Source organism: Polaribacter huanghezhanensis (genome assembly GCF_030444335.1).
GTDB classification, from domain to species: Bacteria; Bacteroidota; Bacteroidia; order Flavobacteriales; family Flavobacteriaceae; genus Polaribacter; species Polaribacter huanghezhanensis.
Genome location: NZ_CP128595.1, coordinates 340,575 through 358,773 on the forward strand (window position 1 = coordinate 340,575; position 18,199 = coordinate 358,773).

Annotated in this window: 15 protein-coding genes and 1 tRNA gene; 11 read left to right on the forward strand and 5 right to left on the reverse strand. The window is 31.8% G+C overall.

Features of this window, described 5'->3' with window-relative positions; genetic code table 11:
• Positions 1–36: 36 nt before the first annotated feature.
• Positions 37–1,491 (reverse strand): tRNA (N6-isopentenyl adenosine(37)-C2)-methylthiotransferase MiaB, encoded by a 1,455-nt coding sequence (miaB, locus tag KCTC32516_RS01650; protein ID WP_301401604.1) that lies wholly within the window; start codon positions 1,489–1,491, stop codon positions 37–39.
• A 200-nt stretch (positions 1,492–1,691) separates the two neighbouring features.
• On the opposite strand from miaB, the gene topA reads away from it, so the two are divergent.
• From topA to porN, 6 genes are all read left to right on the forward strand, one after another.
• Positions 1,692–4,175: a type I DNA topoisomerase gene (topA, locus tag KCTC32516_RS01655; protein WP_301401605.1), complete on the forward strand. Its 2,484-nt coding sequence runs from the start codon at positions 1,692–1,694 to the stop codon at positions 4,173–4,175.
• Between the two features lie 41 nt (positions 4,176–4,216).
• A complete protein-coding gene (locus KCTC32516_RS01660) occupies positions 4,217–5,377 on the forward strand; it encodes a formimidoylglutamase (RefSeq protein WP_301401606.1) in 1,161 nt (386 codons plus the stop codon).
• A 112-nt stretch (positions 5,378–5,489) separates the two neighbouring features.
• Complete coding sequence (gene porK / locus KCTC32516_RS01665) at positions 5,490–6,872, forward strand: T9SS ring complex lipoprotein PorK/GldK (protein WP_301401607.1); 1,383 nt, start codon at positions 5,490–5,492, stop codon at positions 6,870–6,872.
• 29 nt (positions 6,873–6,901) lie between these two features.
• A complete protein-coding gene (porL, locus tag KCTC32516_RS01670; protein ID WP_301401608.1) occupies positions 6,902–7,516 on the forward strand; it encodes a type IX secretion system motor protein PorL/GldL in 615 nt (204 codons plus the stop codon).
• 32 nt (positions 7,517–7,548) lie between these two features.
• Positions 7,549–9,087, forward strand: a complete 1,539-nt coding sequence (gene porM, locus KCTC32516_RS01675; protein ID WP_301401609.1) for a type IX secretion system motor protein PorM/GldM — start codon at positions 7,549–7,551, stop codon at positions 9,085–9,087.
• Between the two features lie 16 nt (positions 9,088–9,103).
• Positions 9,104–9,961: a type IX secretion system ring subunit PorN/GldN gene (gene porN / locus KCTC32516_RS01680; RefSeq protein ID WP_301401610.1), complete on the forward strand. Its 858-nt coding sequence runs from the start codon at positions 9,104–9,106 to the stop codon at positions 9,959–9,961.
• A 377-nt stretch (positions 9,962–10,338) separates the two neighbouring features.
• Here porN and rpsT read toward each other — a convergent pair whose 3' ends face one another.
• The 3 genes from rpsT to proS form a co-directional block, all read right to left on the reverse strand.
• Complete coding sequence (rpsT, locus tag KCTC32516_RS01685; protein WP_301401611.1) at positions 10,339–10,590, reverse strand: 30S ribosomal protein S20; 252 nt, start codon at positions 10,588–10,590, stop codon at positions 10,339–10,341.
• Between the two features lie 31 nt (positions 10,591–10,621).
• Positions 10,622–10,693: transfer RNA gene (locus KCTC32516_RS01690), tRNA-Glu, on the reverse strand.
• Between the two features lie 85 nt (positions 10,694–10,778).
• Positions 10,779–12,257, reverse strand: a complete 1,479-nt coding sequence (gene proS, locus KCTC32516_RS01695; RefSeq protein ID WP_301401612.1) for a proline--tRNA ligase — start codon at positions 12,255–12,257, stop codon at positions 10,779–10,781.
• Positions 12,258–12,392: 135 nt separating this feature from the next.
• Between proS and KCTC32516_RS01700 the strand changes: the two genes are divergently transcribed.
• The 5 genes from KCTC32516_RS01700 to porT all read left to right on the forward strand — a co-directional run bounded on the left by KCTC32516_RS01700 (position 12,393) and on the right by porT (position 17,375).
• The gene (locus KCTC32516_RS01700; RefSeq protein ID WP_301401613.1) at positions 12,393–13,370 is read left to right on the forward strand and encodes a hypothetical protein; all 978 of its coding nucleotides are present in this window, start codon (positions 12,393–12,395) and stop codon (positions 13,368–13,370) included.
• A 24-nt stretch (positions 13,371–13,394) separates the two neighbouring features.
• Positions 13,395–14,780 carry an OmpP1/FadL family transporter gene (locus KCTC32516_RS01705; RefSeq protein ID WP_301401614.1) on the forward strand — a complete coding sequence of 462 codons (1,386 nt, stop codon included), beginning with the start codon at positions 13,395–13,397 and terminating at the stop codon, positions 14,778–14,780.
• 135 nt (positions 14,781–14,915) lie between these two features.
• Positions 14,916–15,818, forward strand: a complete 903-nt coding sequence (locus KCTC32516_RS01710) for a NifU family protein (protein WP_301402712.1) — start codon at positions 14,916–14,918, stop codon at positions 15,816–15,818.
• 120 nt (positions 15,819–15,938) lie between these two features.
• The gene (ubiE, locus tag KCTC32516_RS01715; RefSeq protein ID WP_301401615.1) at positions 15,939–16,670 is read left to right on the forward strand and encodes a bifunctional demethylmenaquinone methyltransferase/2-methoxy-6-polyprenyl-1,4-benzoquinol methylase UbiE; all 732 of its coding nucleotides are present in this window, start codon (positions 15,939–15,941) and stop codon (positions 16,668–16,670) included.
• 3 nt (positions 16,671–16,673) lie between these two features.
• The gene (gene porT, locus KCTC32516_RS01720) at positions 16,674–17,375 is read left to right on the forward strand and encodes a type IX secretion/gliding motility protein PorT/SprT (protein WP_301401616.1); all 702 of its coding nucleotides are present in this window, start codon (positions 16,674–16,676) and stop codon (positions 17,373–17,375) included.
• A 73-nt stretch (positions 17,376–17,448) separates the two neighbouring features.
• Here porT and KCTC32516_RS01725 read toward each other — a convergent pair whose 3' ends face one another.
• Entirely contained in the window at positions 17,449–18,183 is a 735-nt protein-coding gene (locus KCTC32516_RS01725; RefSeq protein WP_301401617.1) for a TrmH family RNA methyltransferase, read from the reverse strand.
• Positions 18,184–18,199: the final 16 nt, after the last annotated feature.

Below are 18,199 nucleotides of genomic sequence, written 5' to 3' on the forward strand. Positions count from 1 at the left end.
TAAACTTTTAAACCTTCTAACTTTTTTACTAATAATTTAATTATTATCAGAATAATCAACTGCTGTTCCAATTAAAGTTGCAGAAGTACAATCTTCTACTTTTACATCAACAAAATCGCCTACTTTATAATGTTGTTTCGGAAAAACAATAACCATGTTTTGAGTATTTCTTGCTTTCCAATGTAAATTAGATTTTTTAGATTCTCCTTCAATTAAAAACTCTTCCGTTTTTCCTAAATGCTGTTTGGTTCTGTATAAACTATGTGCTCTTTGTAATTCAATAACTTCGGCTAATCTTCTTTTTTTAATTGCAAACGGAACATCATCTTCCATCTTTTTTGCAGCCAAAGTTCCTGGTCTTTCAGAATACGCAAACATATAACCGTAATCATATTTTACATATTCCATCAAACTCAATGTGTCTTGATGATCTTCTTCTGTTTCTCCACAAAAACCAATAATCATATCTTGAGATAAAGACATTTCTGGAACAATTTTAAGAACATTGTCAACTAATTGCATGTATTCTTCTCTTGTATGTTGTCTGTTCATGGCTTTCAACATTTTTGAGCTTCCACTTTGCACAGGCAAGTGTAAATATTTACACACATTTTTGTGTTTCGCCATCACATGAATTACATCTAAGCTCATATCCTGCGGATTAGAAGTAGAAAAACGAAAACGTGTTTTTGGAAAACGAGTTGCCGCCATATCTAACAGTTGAGCAAAATCAACAGCAGTTGCTTGCGCCATTTCTGATGCTTTCTTAAAATCTTTTTTCAATCCACCGCCATACCATAAATAACTATCTACATTTTGTCCAAGCAAGGTAATTTCTTTGTAATTCTGATCTATCATAGATTGAATTTCTTCTAAAATACTTTGCGGATCACGACTCCTTTCTCTTCCTCTGGTAAACGGAACCACACAAAAAGTACACATATTGTCGCAACCACGAGTTATCGATACAAATGCAGAAACTCCGTTGTTATTTAAACGCACAGGAGACACATCTCCGTAGGTTTCATCTTTCGATAAAATGACGTTTACGGCATCTCTACCAGCGTCTATTTCTTCTAGTAAATTGGGTAAATCTCTGTATGCATCTGGACCAACAACTAAATCAACAATTTTTTCTTCTTCTAAAAATTTTTCTTTTAAGCGTTCTGCCATGCAACCTAAAACACCAACTTTCATCTTAGGATTTATCTTTTTTACAGCATTGTATTTCTCTAAGCGTTTTCTAACAGTCAATTCTGCTTTTTCACGAATTGAGCAAGTGTTTACTAAAACCAAATCTGCTTCTTCAAGATTTTGAGTGGTGTTAAAGCCTTGTTCTGCAAGTATTGAAGCGACAATTTCACTGTCGTTCATATTCATTTGACAACCATAACTTTCTATAAAAAGTTTTTTGGTGTTTTCAGATTTGTGTTCTTTTACAAGTGCTTTTCCTTGTAAATTTTCATCAATTATCTTTTCAACTTGTTCCATATCCATTTTCAAAAATATGAGGCAAATATACAACCAAATTCTAAAAATTGTGACACATTGGCAGAAAATTAACGTTCCTTTTTAGGGTAAAAAGAGTTAAAAAGCAACAGTAAAATTTGAAATAAAAAAAAACTACCTACTTTTGCAAACTGAATTCACCTTTATGTATAAGGTGTAATTATTTTAAGAGAGAAGATTTTATGGCAAAGAATTTAGTAATAGTTGAGTCACCTGCAAAAGCAAAAACAATCGAAAAATTTCTTGGAAAAGATTTTCAAGTAGAATCTAGTTTTGGACACATTGCAGATTTACCATCCAAAGAATTAGGAATTAATGTAGAAGGCGATTTTATGCCAGAATATATTGTTTCGGACGATAAAAAAGCGGTTGTAAAAAAGCTAAAAGCATTGGCTAAAAAAGCAGATACTGTTTGGTTAGCGAGTGATGAAGATAGAGAGGGAGAAGCAATTGCGTGGCATTTAAAAGAGCAATTAAAGTTAAAAGATGAAAACACAAAACGTATTGTTTTTCATGAAATTACAAAAAACGCCATCTTAAAAGCAGTTGAAAACCCGAGAGATATTAACTACGATATGGTAAATGCGCAACAAGCACGTAGAGTTTTAGATAGATTAGTTGGGTATGAATTATCTCCGATTCTGTGGAGAAAAGTAAAAGGCGGATTATCTGCTGGTAGAGTTCAGTCTGTTGCGGTTCGTTTAATTGTAGAAAGAGAACGTAGCATTCAAGAGTTTGAAACTACAGCGCATTATAAAGTTGTTGCACAGTTTTCTAATGAGGAAGGAAAAACTTTTAAAGCATCAATTCCTAAAAACTTTGAAACTAGAGAAAAAGCAGAGGCGTTTTTAAAATCGTCTGCAATGGCAGATTTTACAATTGCAGATTTACAAAAAAAACCAGCAAAAAAATCTCCAGCTGCTCCATTTACAACATCAACATTACAACAAGAAGCATCAAGAAAACTTGGGTATCCTGTTGCAAAAACAATGCAAGTTGCACAACGTTTGTACGAAGCGGGTTTAATTACGTATATGAGAACAGATAGTTTAAACTTATCTGAAGATGCAAGAAAAGCTGCAAAAGAAGAAATTACAAAAAGCTACGGAGTTGAGTATAGCAAACCGAGAGTTTTTAAGACAAAAGCAAAAGGCGCACAAGAAGCGCACGAGGCAATTAGACCGACAGAAATGGATCGAAGTTCTGTAAATGTTGAATATGATCAAGATCGTTTGTATGATTTAATTTGGAAAAGAACCATTGCTTCTCAAATGAGTGATGCTAAATTAGAACGCACAAATGTTAAAATAGAAAACTCTAAAAACAGTAAAATATTTACTGCAAACGGAGAAATGATTCGGTTTGATGGATTCTTAAAAGTGTATTTAGAGGGTAATGACAATGATGATGAAGAACAAGCAGGAATGTTGCCAAATTTAAAAGTTGGCGAAGCATTGTCTTACGAATTTATCACAGCAACACAACGTTTTACAAGTCCGCCATACCGATTTACAGAAGCTTCATTAGTAAAGCAATTAGAAGAATTAGGAATTGGAAGACCATCAACATATGCACCAACAATTTCTACAGTGCAGCGAAGAGGTTATGTAGAAAAAGGAGAAACAGAAGGAGTTGAAAGAGAATACGAACAGTTTGTTTTAAAAACAGGAACAGTTGTAAGCAATTCTTTATCTGAAAAAACAGGTTCTGATAAAGGAAAATTAATTCCGACTGATATTGGAAATATTGTAACGGATTTTTTAGTTGCCAATTTTGCTAATATTTTAGATTTTGGATTTACTGCTAAAGTAGAATCATCTTTTGATGATATTTCTGACGGAGCAGAAGATTGGATCGAAATGATTAAAGGATTTTACAATGAGTTTCATCCAACAGTAACTTTTGTTTCTGAAAATGCTGAAAGAGAAAGCGGAGAACGTATTTTAGGAAAACATCCAGAATCAGGAAAAACAGTTTTGGTTCGTTTAGGGAAATTTGGAGCGATGGCTCAGATTGGGGATAGAGATGATGATGAAAAGTTGTTTGCAAGTTTACAGAAAGATCAAAATTTAGGAACAATCACCTTAAAAGAAGCTTTAGATTTATTTTTATTGCCAAAGAATTTAGGGACGTATGAAGAGGAAGAAGTAATTGTTTCTAACGGTAGATTTGGTCCTTATATTAAATTCGGAGCGATGTATGTTTCGCTTGATAGAGGAGAAAATCCAATGGAAGTTGATTTAGATAGAGCCACTGAGTTAATTGTTGCAAAGCAAAAAGCGGATGCGCCAATTGCAGAATATGAAAATTTACCTGTTCAAAAAGGAGTGGGAAGATTTGGGCCATTTATCAAATGGAATTCAATGTTTATCAACGTAAATAAAAAATACGATTATGATAATTTAACACATGACAATATCGTTGAATTAATTGAAGATAAGAAGCGTAAGGAGATAGAAAAAGTAATTCATAATTGGGAAGAAGCTGGGATTAGAGTTGAGAAAGCACGTTGGGGAAGATTCAATATTATCAAAGGAAAAGTGAAAATTGAATTACCAAAAACCACCAAAGCAGACGAGTTAACTTTAGAAGAAGTAGAAAAGATTATTGAAGCTAAGGCACCAAAGAAAAAAACAACACGTAAAAAAACGACTAAAAAGAAATAGCAATTGGTTATATTGCATTCCCTTAAAGGATAATTAAGTAAATGAACTTCGATTTTTTAATCCCTATAAAAGATACGATCATTGCTCACTTAGTGCTTCAATCTGCACAGAGTTTGGGTAGGAACATGCAAGTGCATTCAATCCAAAATGGCATTCCAGAATTAGAAGGTGTTCAAATTGCAATTTTTGGTGTTCAAGAAGATAGAAATGCAGTTGACAATATAAATTGTGGAGAAAATCTTTATGAAATTCGCAAACATTTGTATCAATTATTTCCAGGGAATTGGCATACTAAGATTGCAGATTTAGGAAATATTATCAAAGGAAATTCTGTAGAAGACACTTATTTTGCTGTCAGTTCATTAACAACATATTTAATTAAAAATAAAATAATTCCGATTATTATTGGAGGAAGTCAAGACATTACATACGCTAATTATAGAGCGTACGATTCTCTTGAACAAACCGTAAATCTAGTTTCTGTAGATAATAAATTTGATATAGAATCTGTAGAAGAAGGGTTAAATTCTCGATCGTACTTGAGTAAAATTATATTAGACAAACCAAATAATTTATTCAATTTTAGTAACATTGGTTATCAAACTTATTACAATTCGCAAGAAGAATTAGATTTGTTAAATAGTTTATTTTTTGACACCTATCGTTTAGGAGAGGTTAAAGATGTAACCGTTGTAGAACCAATAATGAGAGATGCAGATATTGTAAGTATTGATATAGGTTCAGTTCGTCAAAGCGATGCACCAGCAAATAACAACGCTTCTCCAAATGGATTTTACGGAGAAGAAATTTGTGCTATTTCTAGGTATGCAGGAATTAGCGATAAAGTAACATCATTTGGGATTTATGAATACAATTCCAAGTTCGATAACAACAATCAAACAGCACATTTAATTGCGCAAATGATTTGGTATTTTATTGAAGGTGTGAATTTTAGAGCTAAAGATTATCCTTTTTGCACAAAAAAAACGTATCAGAAATTTATTGTTTTAATAGAAAATGACGATCCAATTAATTTTTATAAAAGTGATAAAAGCGGAAGATGGTGGATGGAGATAAATATTAGTACAAATAATAAATACAAAAGACATGCGTTAATACCATGTACATATCAAGATTACCTTGAGGCAATTGAACAAAAAATACCGGAAAGGTGGTACAAAGCTTTAAGAAAATTAATGTAAAAACAAATATCGATTACAATACTACATATAGAAATATAAAGTATTAAAACGATTGGTTTTTATAAAAAAAAATAATAGGTTTACGAACTTTTTGAGGAAAGATTATATACATATGAAGAGAGTAGCATTATTTGCACTGATAGTAACCACAATTTATAGTTGTGGATCTAATGATAGGGGAGAATTAACAGGTGTTAGTTCTAAAAAGAAATGGTTCTCGGAAAAACCTATGGGAATGACATTAATTCCTGGTGGCTCATTTACGATGGGAAAGCAAGATGAAGATGTTATGGGGGCATTAAGTGCTCCAAGTCGTACAGTAACTGTACGTCCATTTTATATGGATGAAACAGAAATAACCAATAATGAATATAAACAGTTTGTATATTGGGTTAGAGATTCTGTTGTAAGAACAAAATTAGCATATAAAGCTGCCGAAGTGACCTTGCTTTCTGACGGAAATGCAGATGGAACACCTTTGAGTGGCGGAATTCATGACTTCGCATTTGTGGCAATTGATACAACAAATGCAACTCCATATTACAAATATATGCTAGAAAATTATTATGATATTGGTGGAGGATTAGATTCGTTAAGACCTTTAAAAAAAGACATTGATATTATTTGGAATAAAAATGAATATCCTGACGTAAATTATGTAGAAGTAATGGACTCATTATATATTAAAAAAGGTGAAGCAATAGATGGTAACAGAAGTTTTAATCCAAAGTTTTTAAATTATAGATATTTTTGGTTTGACAAAGAAGCTGCTTTAAAAAGAGGTGGAAATAGGAAGAATTTTTTACGTACAGAAACGCTAAATATTTATCCAGATACTACTGTTTGGATAAAAGATTTTAATTACTCTTACAATGATCCAATGCATCAAGACTACTTTTATCATCAAGCGTATGGAGACTATCCTGTGGTTGGTGTTAATTGGTATCAAGCAAGTGCTTTTTGTAATTGGAGAACAAAATATAAAAATGATTACCTTAGAACTAGAAAAAATACAATAGCAGTTCCCAATTTTAGACTTCCAACAGAGGCAGAATGGGAGTATGCGGCGCGTGGAGGATTAAATTTCGCAAAATATCCTTGGGGAGGGCCAAGTATCACCAGTGATAGAGGCTGTTTTTTAGCAAATTTTAAACCCGTAAGAGGAGATTATGCTGTTGACGGAGCTCTATACACAATGGAAGGAAAATCGTTCAATGCCAATGATTATGGATTGTATAACATGGCAGGAAATGTGTCAGAATGGACAAATTCATCTTATAATATGTCATCGTATTATCTGGGTTCTACGATGAATCCTAATGTGGAAGATAGAAATAATAATAAAAAAATTATCCGTGGTGGTTCTTGGAAAGACGTAGCTTACTTTTTAGAAGTAAGTTCTAGAGATTACGAATATGCAGATACTGCAAGAAGTTATATCGGATTTAGAACCGTGCAAAACTACTTGGGTAAAATTTATGGAAGAAACAAATAAATTAATTATAACCCCCTGAAAATAAAATTATGGCACAATCAAGAAGAAGTAAGAAAATAATGAATATGGCTTATGGTCTAGGAGCGGCAATTGTTATTCTTGGAGCACTTTTTAAAATTTTACACTGGAAATTTGGAAATGAAATGCTAATGATTGGAATGATAACAGAAGCATTGGTATTTATAATATCTGCATTTGAACCTGTTGACGATGACTTAGATTGGAGTAAGGTGTATCCAGAATTAGGAGAGTTTGATGAAGAAGCTACAGGGGCGCATGGGTTGCTTTCTCAAAAATTAGACACTATATTAAGAGAAGCAGAGTTAGATAGTTCATTAATAAAAGGCTTAACGGATAGCTTTAAAAACTTTAAAGGAGCAACAGAAGGATTATCTGCTCTATCAGAATCTATAACAACAACAAATAGTTATAATGAGCAAATGTCTAAAGCTGCTGTTCAAATGGAATCTTTAACAAGTTTGTATCAAATACAAATGGAAAACACTACGAAGCAAACAGAATTAAACAATTCGTTAGCAGAAAATTCTGAGAAATTAAAAGAACAAATGGAATCGTTAGCCGACAATATGGCTTCTTTAAATGGAGTTTATGGTGGTATGTTATCTGCAATGTCAAGCAAATAATTAGTAATAATTTATAACTAAACTAATTAGATATGGCAGGAGGAAAAATGTCCCCAAGACAAAAAATGATAAACTTAATGTATCTTGTGTTTATTGCAATGATGGCATTAAGCATGGGAAAAGAAGTGCTAACAGCTTTTGGTTCAATCAACGAAAAACTAACCAAAAACAACCATTCTACAACCCAAAAGAATGAAATTGCATATCGTAGGTTAAATACAAAAGCAAAAGATCAACCAGAAAAATATCAGCCACTTAAGCAGAAGGCAGATAAAATTAAAGATGCTTCAAATAAACTTAATGTTTATATTGATAGTTTAAAAGCAAAAATGTTGTTTGATCAAGAAGATAAAAAGAATTATGAAGTTATGGATAGAGGAGATTTCTTAGATGAAAATTTCTTTAAAGGTGATAAATATTCTAAAACAGGAACTGAGTTTGTAAATGAAATAAATGAATATAGAACAAGTGTTGTTTCGGCATTAGGCACTGAGTATAAAAGCTTAGCAAATTCTATATCAAATTTATTTAGCACAGAAGACCAAACGGATAGAGAAGGGGTTACAAAAAAATGGTTGAACTATCATTTTGAAAGTTTTCCTTTAGTAGCTTCGTTAACTAAATTAACTCAAATGCAAGTTGATATTAAAAATAGCGAAAGTAATGTCTTAACCACCATGCTAAGTGGTCAACTTGAAAGCGAAGTTTCTTTAAGTAATTATAAAGGGATTGTTCAACTTGATAAAACAGCATATTATGTTGGAGAAAAAGTGACCGGGAAAGTTGTTTTAGGTCGTTATGATGCAAGTATGATTCCAGATAAAGTAACTTTAAACGGGCGTAATTATACAAATATTAATGCTGGTCAAGTAATTTTAGATTTAAGAGCCAATAAGTTAGGTGACAATGATATCAAAGGTAAAATTACTTTCAAAGAGAATAATAAAGAAGTAGATGTTGAGTTTAATAGTTCATATACTGTAATACCAGAACCTAATGAGGCAGTTATTTCTGCAGATGCAATGAATGTTGTATACAGAGGAGTTGATAACCCTGTTTCTGTTTCATTACCCGGTGTTAGTAATAATAATTTAAAAGTTACGGCAACAGGAGGAAATATTATACCAAATGGCTCAAGTTATATTATAAAAGCAGGGAAAGGAACTGAAATGACTATTAATGTTGGAGCAACACTTTCTAGTGGAAAAAAAATAAACTCATCTAAAAAGTTTAGAGTAAAAGATATTCCAGCTGCTCAAGCTTCGGTTAGAAATGAGTTTGGTTTGGTGAGAATGCCAAAAACTAGTGTAGCAAGAGCAGCAATTGGCGCTGGGTTACCTGATTTTGTTTTTGACTTACAACTAAAAGTAACTAGTTTTAAGGTGAAGGTTCCAGGGCAATTAACAGTATTAGTTAATGGTGCAGCCTTTAACGCAGCAGCAAAGAAAGTCTTAGCAAGAGCAAAAAGAGGAGATCAAATTACAATTTTTGATATAGAAGCTGTAATTAAAAACAACACTTCCTACAAATTAAAGAAAGTATTGCCTGTAATTATTGAAATTTCAAATTAAGATTAAATTAAGTAGTATGAATGGGAAACGTTTTTATATTGTTTTTTTAGCATTAATTACCTCAGGGATAATGAATGCACAAGCTAGTCTATTAAACTCAAAAACTGTTGATCAGATTGGGAGGAAAACAAAGGAACAATTGTTGACGGATAATGATACCCCCCTACCTTATGGCTATATAGATGATAGAGATATTTTATGGTCTAAGGTGGTTTGGGAGATAATTGATTTAAATCAAAAAATAAATCTCCCCTATTATTTTCCGATTGATACTGTTAATATTTCTAATGATCGTAGGTCGTTGTTTGACACCTTATATAAAGGAATTAGAACAGGGAAAATTAAGGAAGCTTATTCTGATTCTTTCTTTGGCTCTAAAATTACCCGACAAGAAATTGCAGGGAAGTTATTTAATGCTAGACAAAACGGAAATAACATAGATACATTTAAAATTAGCACACAAGATATCACTGCCTTTAAAATTAAAGGAATGTGGTATTTTGATAAAAGACAAGGAGAATTAAAATATAGATTATTAGCCATTGCTCCTTTAGGTCCAGATGTACAAACGTTGGGTGTTTCAGAAATTGAAGATGATAATTTATATGAATTGTTTTGGGTTTTTTATCCATCGGCAAGAGATCTTTTACATAAAGCTAAAGTATTTAATCCGAGGAATTCATCGCATCCAATCTCTTTTGATCATTTATTAAACGCTAGGCGTTTTGCATCGTTTATTGTAAGAACAGAAAATATTTATGACAATCGTAAAATATCTGACTACTTGAGAGGAAATTCTTTATTTCAATTATTAGAAGCAGACAAGATTAAAGAGGATATTAGAAATAGAGAAATGGATATGTGGAATTACTAATTCCAATTCACAGAGCCGTCCTAAAATAGGTTTACAGATTATACTAAAATTAAACCAGAACATTGCTTTCTTCTGGTTTTGTTAACCTGCATTGTTTTAACAGATCTGGATGTTTTTGAAGACAATGTTTTAAATATGTTAGTTGGTATAATTATTTTTAAGATTTATAAAAAATGTTCTCTTTTTCTACTTTTGAAACTATAGACAATTTAAAAACAAAGTTGTAATCACCTTGGGCGCACTTCTTTCTTGAGTTTTCTGAATACTTCATAAATAAGTCGTTTTTGTGTCAACTTATTTTAGAACGGGACATATAAAAATAAAAAAAGCGTTCTGAAAATTCAGAACGCTTTTTTACATTTTTTTTAATCTAAAAATTACAATCCAGCTACGTGCTTTGTTAATTTAGATTTTAAGTTACCCGCTTTGTTTTCATGGATAATATTACTCTTTGCTAACTTGTCTAACATCGCAATAACAGAAGGTAATAACGCTTCGGCTTCTTTCTTGTCTTCAACTGCACGCAAGTTTCTTACAGCATTTCTTGTCGTTTTATGCTGATACTTGTTTCTTAACCTCTTTGCTTCGTTACTTCTAATTCTTTTTAAAGCTGACTTATGATTTGCCATAATGTTTAATTTTAGTTTATTTTAAAACTTGTAGTCCGTACGGGAATCGAACCCGTGTTACCAGGATGAAAACCTGGCGTCCTAACCCCTAGACGAACGGACCATTACAATCTTATTGCTGATTGCGGGTGCAAATATACAACGTTTTTAAAACTCTGCAATAAAATTTTAATTTTTTTTATAGAATTTTAATATGCCTTTGCAAACAACACTTTTCTGCTTGATGTTTTCCCGGAAAACACGCAAATTCCTTCTTCAAATTTAGCATCATTTGGGATGCATCTAATTGTTGCTTTTGTAATTTCTTTAATTTTGTCTTCGGTTTCTTCTGTTCCGTCCCAATGCGCTAAAACAAAACCACCTTTTGTATCGATGACTTCTTTAAATTCATCAAAAGTTGTGACCTCTGTAGTATGCTTACTTCTATACTCAATAGCTCTATTAAAAAGGTTTTCTTGAATTTGATTTAGCAAATCTTCAATAAAATCGACAACTACATCTTGCGAAACAGTTTGTTTTTCTAATGTATCTCTACGAGCAACTTCTACGGTATTATTTTCTATATCTCTCGCGCCAAAAGCCATTCTTACAGGAACTCCTTTTAGCTCATATTCAGCAAATTTTGCTCCAGGTCTAAATGTATCTCTATCATCAAACTTAACAGAAATTCCTTTTTCTCTAAATGCTTTTACAAATTCTGATACTTTTTCTGAAATAGCCTCTAATTGTTCATCATTTTTATAAATTGGCACAATTATCACCTGAATTGGCGCTAATTTTGGAGGTAACACTAATCCAAAATCATCAGAATGCGTCATAATTAACCCCCCAATTAAACGGGTAGAAACTCCCCAAGAAGTTGCCCAAACATATTCTTGCTTTCCTTCTTTAGAAGTATATTTTACATCAAAAGCTTTGGCGAAATTTTGTCCTAAAAAATGACTTGTTCCTGCTTGCAATGCTTTTCCGTCTTGCATTAATGCTTCAATTGTAAACGTATCTTCTGCTCCCGCAAATCGTTCACTTTCTGATTTTAAACCCTTTACGACCGGCATCGCCATAAAATTTTCTGCAAATTCCGCATATACTTCTTGCATTTGTTTTGCTTCTGCAACTGCCTCTTTTTTAGTTGCATGAGCTGTATGACCTTCTTGCCACAAAAATTCTGCTGTTCTTAAAAACAAACGTGTTCTCATTTCCCAACGAACTACATTTGCCCATTGATTTATTAATAAAGGTAAATCTCTATAAGATTGAATCCAACCTTTATAGGTATTCCAAATAATTGCTTCAGAAGTTGGTCTTACCACCAATTCTTCTTCTAGTTTTGCTTCTGGATCTACACGAAGTTTACCAGGTCTATCTGGATCATTTTGCAATCGATAATGCGTAACCACAGCACATTCTTTGGCAAATCCTTCTGCATTTTTTTCTTCAGCTTCAAACAAACTTTTTGGCACAAACAAAGGGAAATACGCATTTTCATGTCCAGTTTCCTTAAACATTCTGTCTAACTCTGCTTGCATTTTTTCCCAAATAGCATATCCGTAAGGTTTTATCACCATACATCCTCTAACGGCAGAGTTTTCTGCTAAATCAGCTTTAACAACTAATTCGTTGTACCATTTAGAATAATCTTCTTTTCTTGTTGTTAACTTCTTACCCATATTTTAAAAGTTTGGCATAAAACTTGTTATCTTTAGTGTGGATTAAAATCCTGCACAAAACTAATGCAAAAAGATTAGTGTCCCAATCAAAGTTTAATTTTTTTGCAAAACAATATTAATCTGATAACTCATATTATGAAATCTCAATCATATCCTAAAAAAATAGCTTACTATCTTAGCTTTGCATTTATTGCAAATTTAATTTTAGTATCGTGTGGAACCTACCAAAGTGTTTATACTAATGATGGAATTTATGATGACGATACCGTAAGAGAAAATGTTGTTATTGTAAATCACACAAATAAACAACCAAAAACAGAGGGCAGTTATTTTAAAGAAGAAATTAATGCTTTTAATGACATCACAGAAGATACTGTTTTTACGGATGCAGATGATTATACTTCTTACGATAATTTAAATGATGATTACGACAATGATCCTTGGGGATACTCTACCAGCAATGATGATAATGTTACCATCAATATTAATGTAAGAAATAGGTTTAGAAATTATTGGGATTTTTATGATTATGACCCTTATTGGGGATATCAATGGGGATTTAGACATGGTTTCTATGGCGATTACACCTATTATCCTTTTCAATATGGATACTATAATAATTACAGATTTTATAATTTTTATTATTCTCCTTATTATTATAATCCGTATTACAGAAATACAAGATATGATAACAATAATAGAAATTATACTTACACAAAACGAAATTCTGTAAACACCTCAAGCAGAAGAAATACTTCTTTTTACAATAACACAAATTCAAGCAGAAGAGCTTCGTCAATAAATAAAAGAGTTAAATCTGTTTATAACAATACAAATTATAACACCAGAAGACGAAACAACTCTGTACAGAACAACAATAGTAGCTCAAGAAGAAATTCTACAAATACAACAAGAAGATCAAATACAAAACGAAATTCTTCTGTAAATAATAGATCCAATTCTTCTAATAAAAAAACATACAACTCAACTCGAAGAGGTTCTTCAAGCTCAAATAAATCATACAGATCAAATACCTCTTCTAATAGAGGTTCAACTGTAAGAAGTTCTAGCTCTAAAGGAAACAATACTTCTTCTAGAAGGAGAGGGAATTAACAATCAAGATTTAAATTTAAAAAAATGAAAAAAGTTACATTATTTGTACTCTTTTGTGCAATTTCTTTGCCTAATTTTTCGCAAAGTTTAGGTTACGAAGATTTGGCAATCTTATTTTCAAAAGACAACAATACAGGTTCTGCAAGATACAATGCAATGAGTGGCGCATTTGGTGCTTTAGGTGGAGATGTAAGTGCGGTAAAAATAAATCCTGCCAGTAGTGCTGTCTTTAAAAACAGTGTATTTACAGCATCATTAAATTCTAGATCTGCAGAAATAAACACTAAGTACTACGGAAATTCTACAACCATGCAAAAAGGTTATTTTAAGTTTTCTCAAGCTGGAGCCGTTTTTGTTTACAATAGCTATACAAATAGTGATTGGTCTAAGTTTGCATTTAGTTTTAATTATTCTATCAGAAATAATTACGATACAAATTTTATTGCAAACGGAAATAGCGGTTTTGCTACATTTACAGAATTCCCTTTAGATACTGGAAATCCTAAAAACCAATATGTAAACTCAGAATCCCAACAATTTAACACTGCTTATAAAGGTAAAATTACTGAATATAATTTTGCTCTTTCTGGTGTCTATCAAAACGATTTATATCTTGGAGCCTCTATAAACACCTATGATTTAAAGTTTTCTCAACAATCATTTTTAAAGGAACAAAACAACGATGGTTCGGGAAATGTGTTAAATGCAAAATTTTATCAAGAAAACAACACGGTAGGAACTGGGTTTTCTTTAAGCGCTGGAGCAATTTACAAAGCAACAAAAAGCTTACGTTTAGGGTTCTCTTATCAAACACCTATTTGGTTTACAGAAATAAATGAAGAAACGAATATTTTAAATAATGATGGTTTTTTAGGCGACACAGAGATTATAGCCTCTAATAACAATACTATTTACGATAATACAGCAGGCAACTATTTTCCTACTCAAGCGTTTTCATACAAATTAAAAACTCCGGCAAAAACAACAGCAAGTATTGCGTATATTTTTGGAAAAAACGGATTGATTAGTGCAGATTACACATTAAGTAATTATAAAAATTTGAAACTTTCTAACGCAGATTTCACTGTAGAAAATCAATTTTTTAATAACAATCTAAGAAACACATATACTTTAAATATTGGTACAGAATGGCGTTTTAAATCACTTAGTTTACGCGGCGGATATCATTATTCTCAAAGTCCAGATGCAAATGCAATTAAATCTGACAATATAAAAGGATATTCTTACGGAGCTGGTTATAGTTTTGGAAATGTAAAATTAGATTTCGCTTATCAAAACAAAACAAATACGCAATTGTATAATTTTTATCCTCAATACAATCAAGTAAACGCAGCAGATTTAAAAATTGATAATCGAATTTTAACAGCAACGTTAAGCATCAATTTATAAAATAATTAATACTAAAAACAAGTAAGACCTCATCGGAAATAAACCTTTGAGGTCTTTGCTATTCATTCATATTTTTACCTTAATTTTGTCAAACATTTGTTTGGTAAAACACAACCAAACAACGCAGATATTATTATGAGCAAAACAGCTATTTCTATACAAAATACAAACAACGATTCTATCATTAAATTCACAAGTACTTCTATTTTAATTAATGGCGGAAGTTATGAATTCACCAATATTGACGAAGCAAAAAACGCGCCGTTAGCTCAACAATTATTTTATTTGCCATTTGTTAAAAAGGTTTTTATTACTGCAAATTTTATTGCAATTCAAAAATATGATATTGTTGAATGGAACGATGTTCAAGAAGAAGTTAGAGAGCAAATTGAGGCATACTTAAATGACGGAAATAGCGTTGTAAGCGAACCTGAAACCACAAAAAAGAAAACGATTGAAGTGTATACTGAAGTAACACCTAATCCGTCTGTAATGAAGTTTGCAGCTACAAAATCATTGACAACAACAGATGTTGAATGCAAAAATATTGATGAAGCAAACGAAACATCTCCGTTAGCGCAAGCTTTATTTCGTTTTCCTTTTGTAAAAGAGGTTTTTATATCCGGAAATTATGTGTCTATTACAAAATTTGACATGGTAGAATGGGATGAAATTCATCCAGAATTAAGAGCTTTTATTCTTACTTATTTACAAGAAGATAAAATTATTATCAAGCAAATCCCTAAAGCAAAAAAAGAAAGCACAAAATCAGTAGAGTTAACTCCAGAAAACTTGGACGAAACTTCTGCAAAAATTGTTAGTATTTTAGACGAATATATAAAACCTGCTGTAGCTTCTGATGGAGGAAACATAGCGTTTAGATCTTACGACCAAGAAAGTAAAATTGTAAGTGTTGTTTTACAAGGCGCTTGTAGCGGTTGTCCATCATCAACAATGACGTTAAAAAACGGAATTGAAACGATGCTAAAAGAAATGTTACCCAATCAAATTAACGAAGTTGTTGCAATAAACGGATAATCCTTTTGTCCTTTGGACATTTCCCAAAGGGAAAAGTAAAATTAAAAGTTTAAAAAAAACCTAAAAATGAACTATTTACTGGCTTACAGCATATAGCTTGAAGCCTAAAGCAAATATAAAATGTCAGCAGAAAAAATAAATCCATACAAAGATTCAGAATTAGGAAAAAAAGAGCAAGTTGCTCAAATGTTTGATAATATTTCTGAAAACTACGATGGTTTAAATCGTGTTATTTCTTTCGGAATTGATGTGAAATGGCGCAAAAAAGTGGTTGCAATTGTTGGCGAAAATAATCCGAAGCAAATATTAGATATTGCAACTGGAACTGGAGATTTAGCAATTATGATGGCTTCTTTACATCCTGATAAAATTACAGGTTTAGATATTTCTGCTGGAATGTTAGACGTTGGGAAACAAAAAATTGCCAAAGCAAATTTATCAGACAAAATAGAAATGATTGTTGGCGATTCTGAAAATATGCCTTTTAAAGATGAAACTTTTGATGCAATTACCGTTTCTTTTGGCGTTCGTAATTTCGCAAATTTAGACAAAGGTTTAACAGAGATTAAACGTGTTTTAAAACCCAACGGAAAATTGGTGATTTTAGAAACTTCAAACCCAACAAAATTTCCGTACAAACAAGGATATCGCTTTCACACTTCAGTGATACTTCCAATAATTGGCAAATTGTTTTCTAAAGATAAAGTTGCGTATTCGTATTTATCAGAATCTGCAAATTCTTTTCCTTTTGGAGAAAAATTCAACAATATTTTACTAAAAAATGGGTTTACTACTGCAACAGATACACCCGTAACTTTTGGTGTAGCATCAATTTATACAGCTACAAAGTAACCTATGAAACCAATCCAATTACTTTCTTTAGGGCTCTTTTTTATCTTCTCAAATTCTTTATTTGCACAAAGAGATCGAGTAGATTATTTACCTAGTTTTGATAAAAAAAAATTACACTATGGGTTTTACCTTGGTATAAATCAGAACGATTTTAAGATCGATTACAAAACAAGTAATTACGCAAACGCAAATATAAGCGTAACCGCAACTAGTGGGTTTAATGTTGGTTTAATTGCCGATTTACGTTTGCACAAAAATATTAATTTACGTTTTGAGCCAGGTTTAATTAGCAATTCTAAAACCTTAGCTTTTACGCACATCAACACAGAACGAGATAGCATTCGACAAATTGGCTCTACCTATTTACACATTCCTTTTGTCTTTAAATTTAGTACAGACAGAATGGATAATGTGAGACCTTATTTGTTAGCTGGAATTTCTTATGATTATAATTTTTCTAGCAATCAAAGAAATGCAAATGACAATTCTGGTGGAGAATTTAGAATGAAAAAGCACAATTTTATGTACGAAGTTGGAATTGGAATCGATATTTATTTATATTTTTTTAAATTTTCTCCTTCAATTCGCGGTGTATTTGCTTTGAATAATGAATTGAAATATGATGACAGCGCAAATAGTCAGTGGACTTCTCCAGTCAACTTTTTAGGAACTCGTGGTGTTTTCTTGAATTTTGCTTTTGAGTAGAAATTAGTTGTAAAGGTTCAAAGTGGCAAAGGCTTAATTTTTTATGATTCAAAAACTGTTTACTGAAAACTGTTTATTGGACATTTCTCTTAAACTCACTTAATAAAATTGCAGTTGCGGTTGCAACATTTAAACTTTCTGTTTCTTGAATATTTCCAAATCTTGGAATTGAGATTTTAGCATCAACCAATTTCCTAATTGCATCAGAAATTCCGTTTGCTTCATTTCCCATCACCAAAACTGCTTCTTTTGGCAAATCGCTTTTATAGACATTTTCGCCTTCCATATCAGCAATAAAAATTGGCAGTTTCGTTTCTTTTAAGAAATCAATTAAATCCGTATAAATAATTTCTACACGCGTTAAAGAACCCATAGATGCTTGCACAACTTTTTGATTGTAACAATCTACCGTTGTTGTAGAACAAACGAGTTTTTGTACGCCAAACCAATCGCACAAACGAATTATTGTTCCTAAATTTCCAGGATCGTTTATCGCATCAAGCGCAACAATGATTCCAGTATTTTGAGTTGAAAGCGTTTCAGGAATTTCAAATAACCCTACAACTTTATTGGGTGTTTTAAGTTGACTTATCTTTTTTAGTTCCTTTTCAGAAACGATTATAGTATTTTCTGTTTCAGAAGAAACCTCAAAATCATCAGTTATAAAAAGCTGCGCAACTTTAAAAGTAGAATTGAGCAATTCATTTACAACTTTTACGCCTTCGGCAACAAATAATTTGTGTTTTTGGCGATACTTTTTTTGCTGTAAACTAGTTATAAGTTTAATGTGATTCTTTGATAAATTCATTAATTAATTTTAAATT

Bases quoted from the DNA above. Each gene is read 5' to 3' on its own strand.
- porL (WP_301401608.1), top strand. From the start codon at position 6,902: ATGGCACAATCAAGAAGAAGTAAGAAAATAATGAATATGGCTTATGGT.
- KCTC32516_RS01705 (WP_301401614.1), top strand. From the start codon at position 13,395: ATGAAAAAAGTTACATTATTTGTACTCTTTTGTGCAATTTCTTTGCCT.
- porM (WP_301401609.1), top strand. From the start codon at position 7,549: ATGGCAGGAGGAAAAATGTCCCCAAGACAAAAAATGATAAACTTAATG.
- porK (WP_301401607.1), top strand. From the start codon at position 5,490: ATGAAGAGAGTAGCATTATTTGCACTGATAGTAACCACAATTTATAGT.
- porN (WP_301401610.1), top strand. From the start codon at position 9,104: ATGAATGGGAAACGTTTTTATATTGTTTTTTTAGCATTAATTACCTCA.
- KCTC32516_RS01660 (WP_301401606.1), top strand. From the start codon at position 4,217: ATGAACTTCGATTTTTTAATCCCTATAAAAGATACGATCATTGCTCAC.
- KCTC32516_RS01710 (WP_301402712.1), top strand. From the start codon at position 14,916: ATGAGCAAAACAGCTATTTCTATACAAAATACAAACAACGATTCTATC.
- proS (WP_301401612.1), bottom strand. From the start codon at position 12,257: ATGGGTAAGAAGTTAACAACAAGAAAAGAAGATTATTCTAAATGGTAC.
- KCTC32516_RS01700 (WP_301401613.1), top strand. From the start codon at position 12,393: ATGAAATCTCAATCATATCCTAAAAAAATAGCTTACTATCTTAGCTTT.
- ubiE (WP_301401615.1), top strand. From the start codon at position 15,939: ATGTCAGCAGAAAAAATAAATCCATACAAAGATTCAGAATTAGGAAAA.
- miaB (WP_301401604.1), bottom strand. From the start codon at position 1,491: ATGGAACAAGTTGAAAAGATAATTGATGAAAATTTACAAGGAAAAGCA.
- topA (WP_301401605.1), top strand. From the start codon at position 1,692: ATGGCAAAGAATTTAGTAATAGTTGAGTCACCTGCAAAAGCAAAAACA.
- porT (WP_301401616.1), top strand. From the start codon at position 16,674: ATGAAACCAATCCAATTACTTTCTTTAGGGCTCTTTTTTATCTTCTCA.
- KCTC32516_RS01725 (WP_301401617.1), bottom strand. From the start codon at position 18,183: ATGAATTTATCAAAGAATCACATTAAACTTATAACTAGTTTACAGCAA.
- rpsT (WP_301401611.1), bottom strand. From the start codon at position 10,590: ATGGCAAATCATAAGTCAGCTTTAAAAAGAATTAGAAGTAACGAAGCA.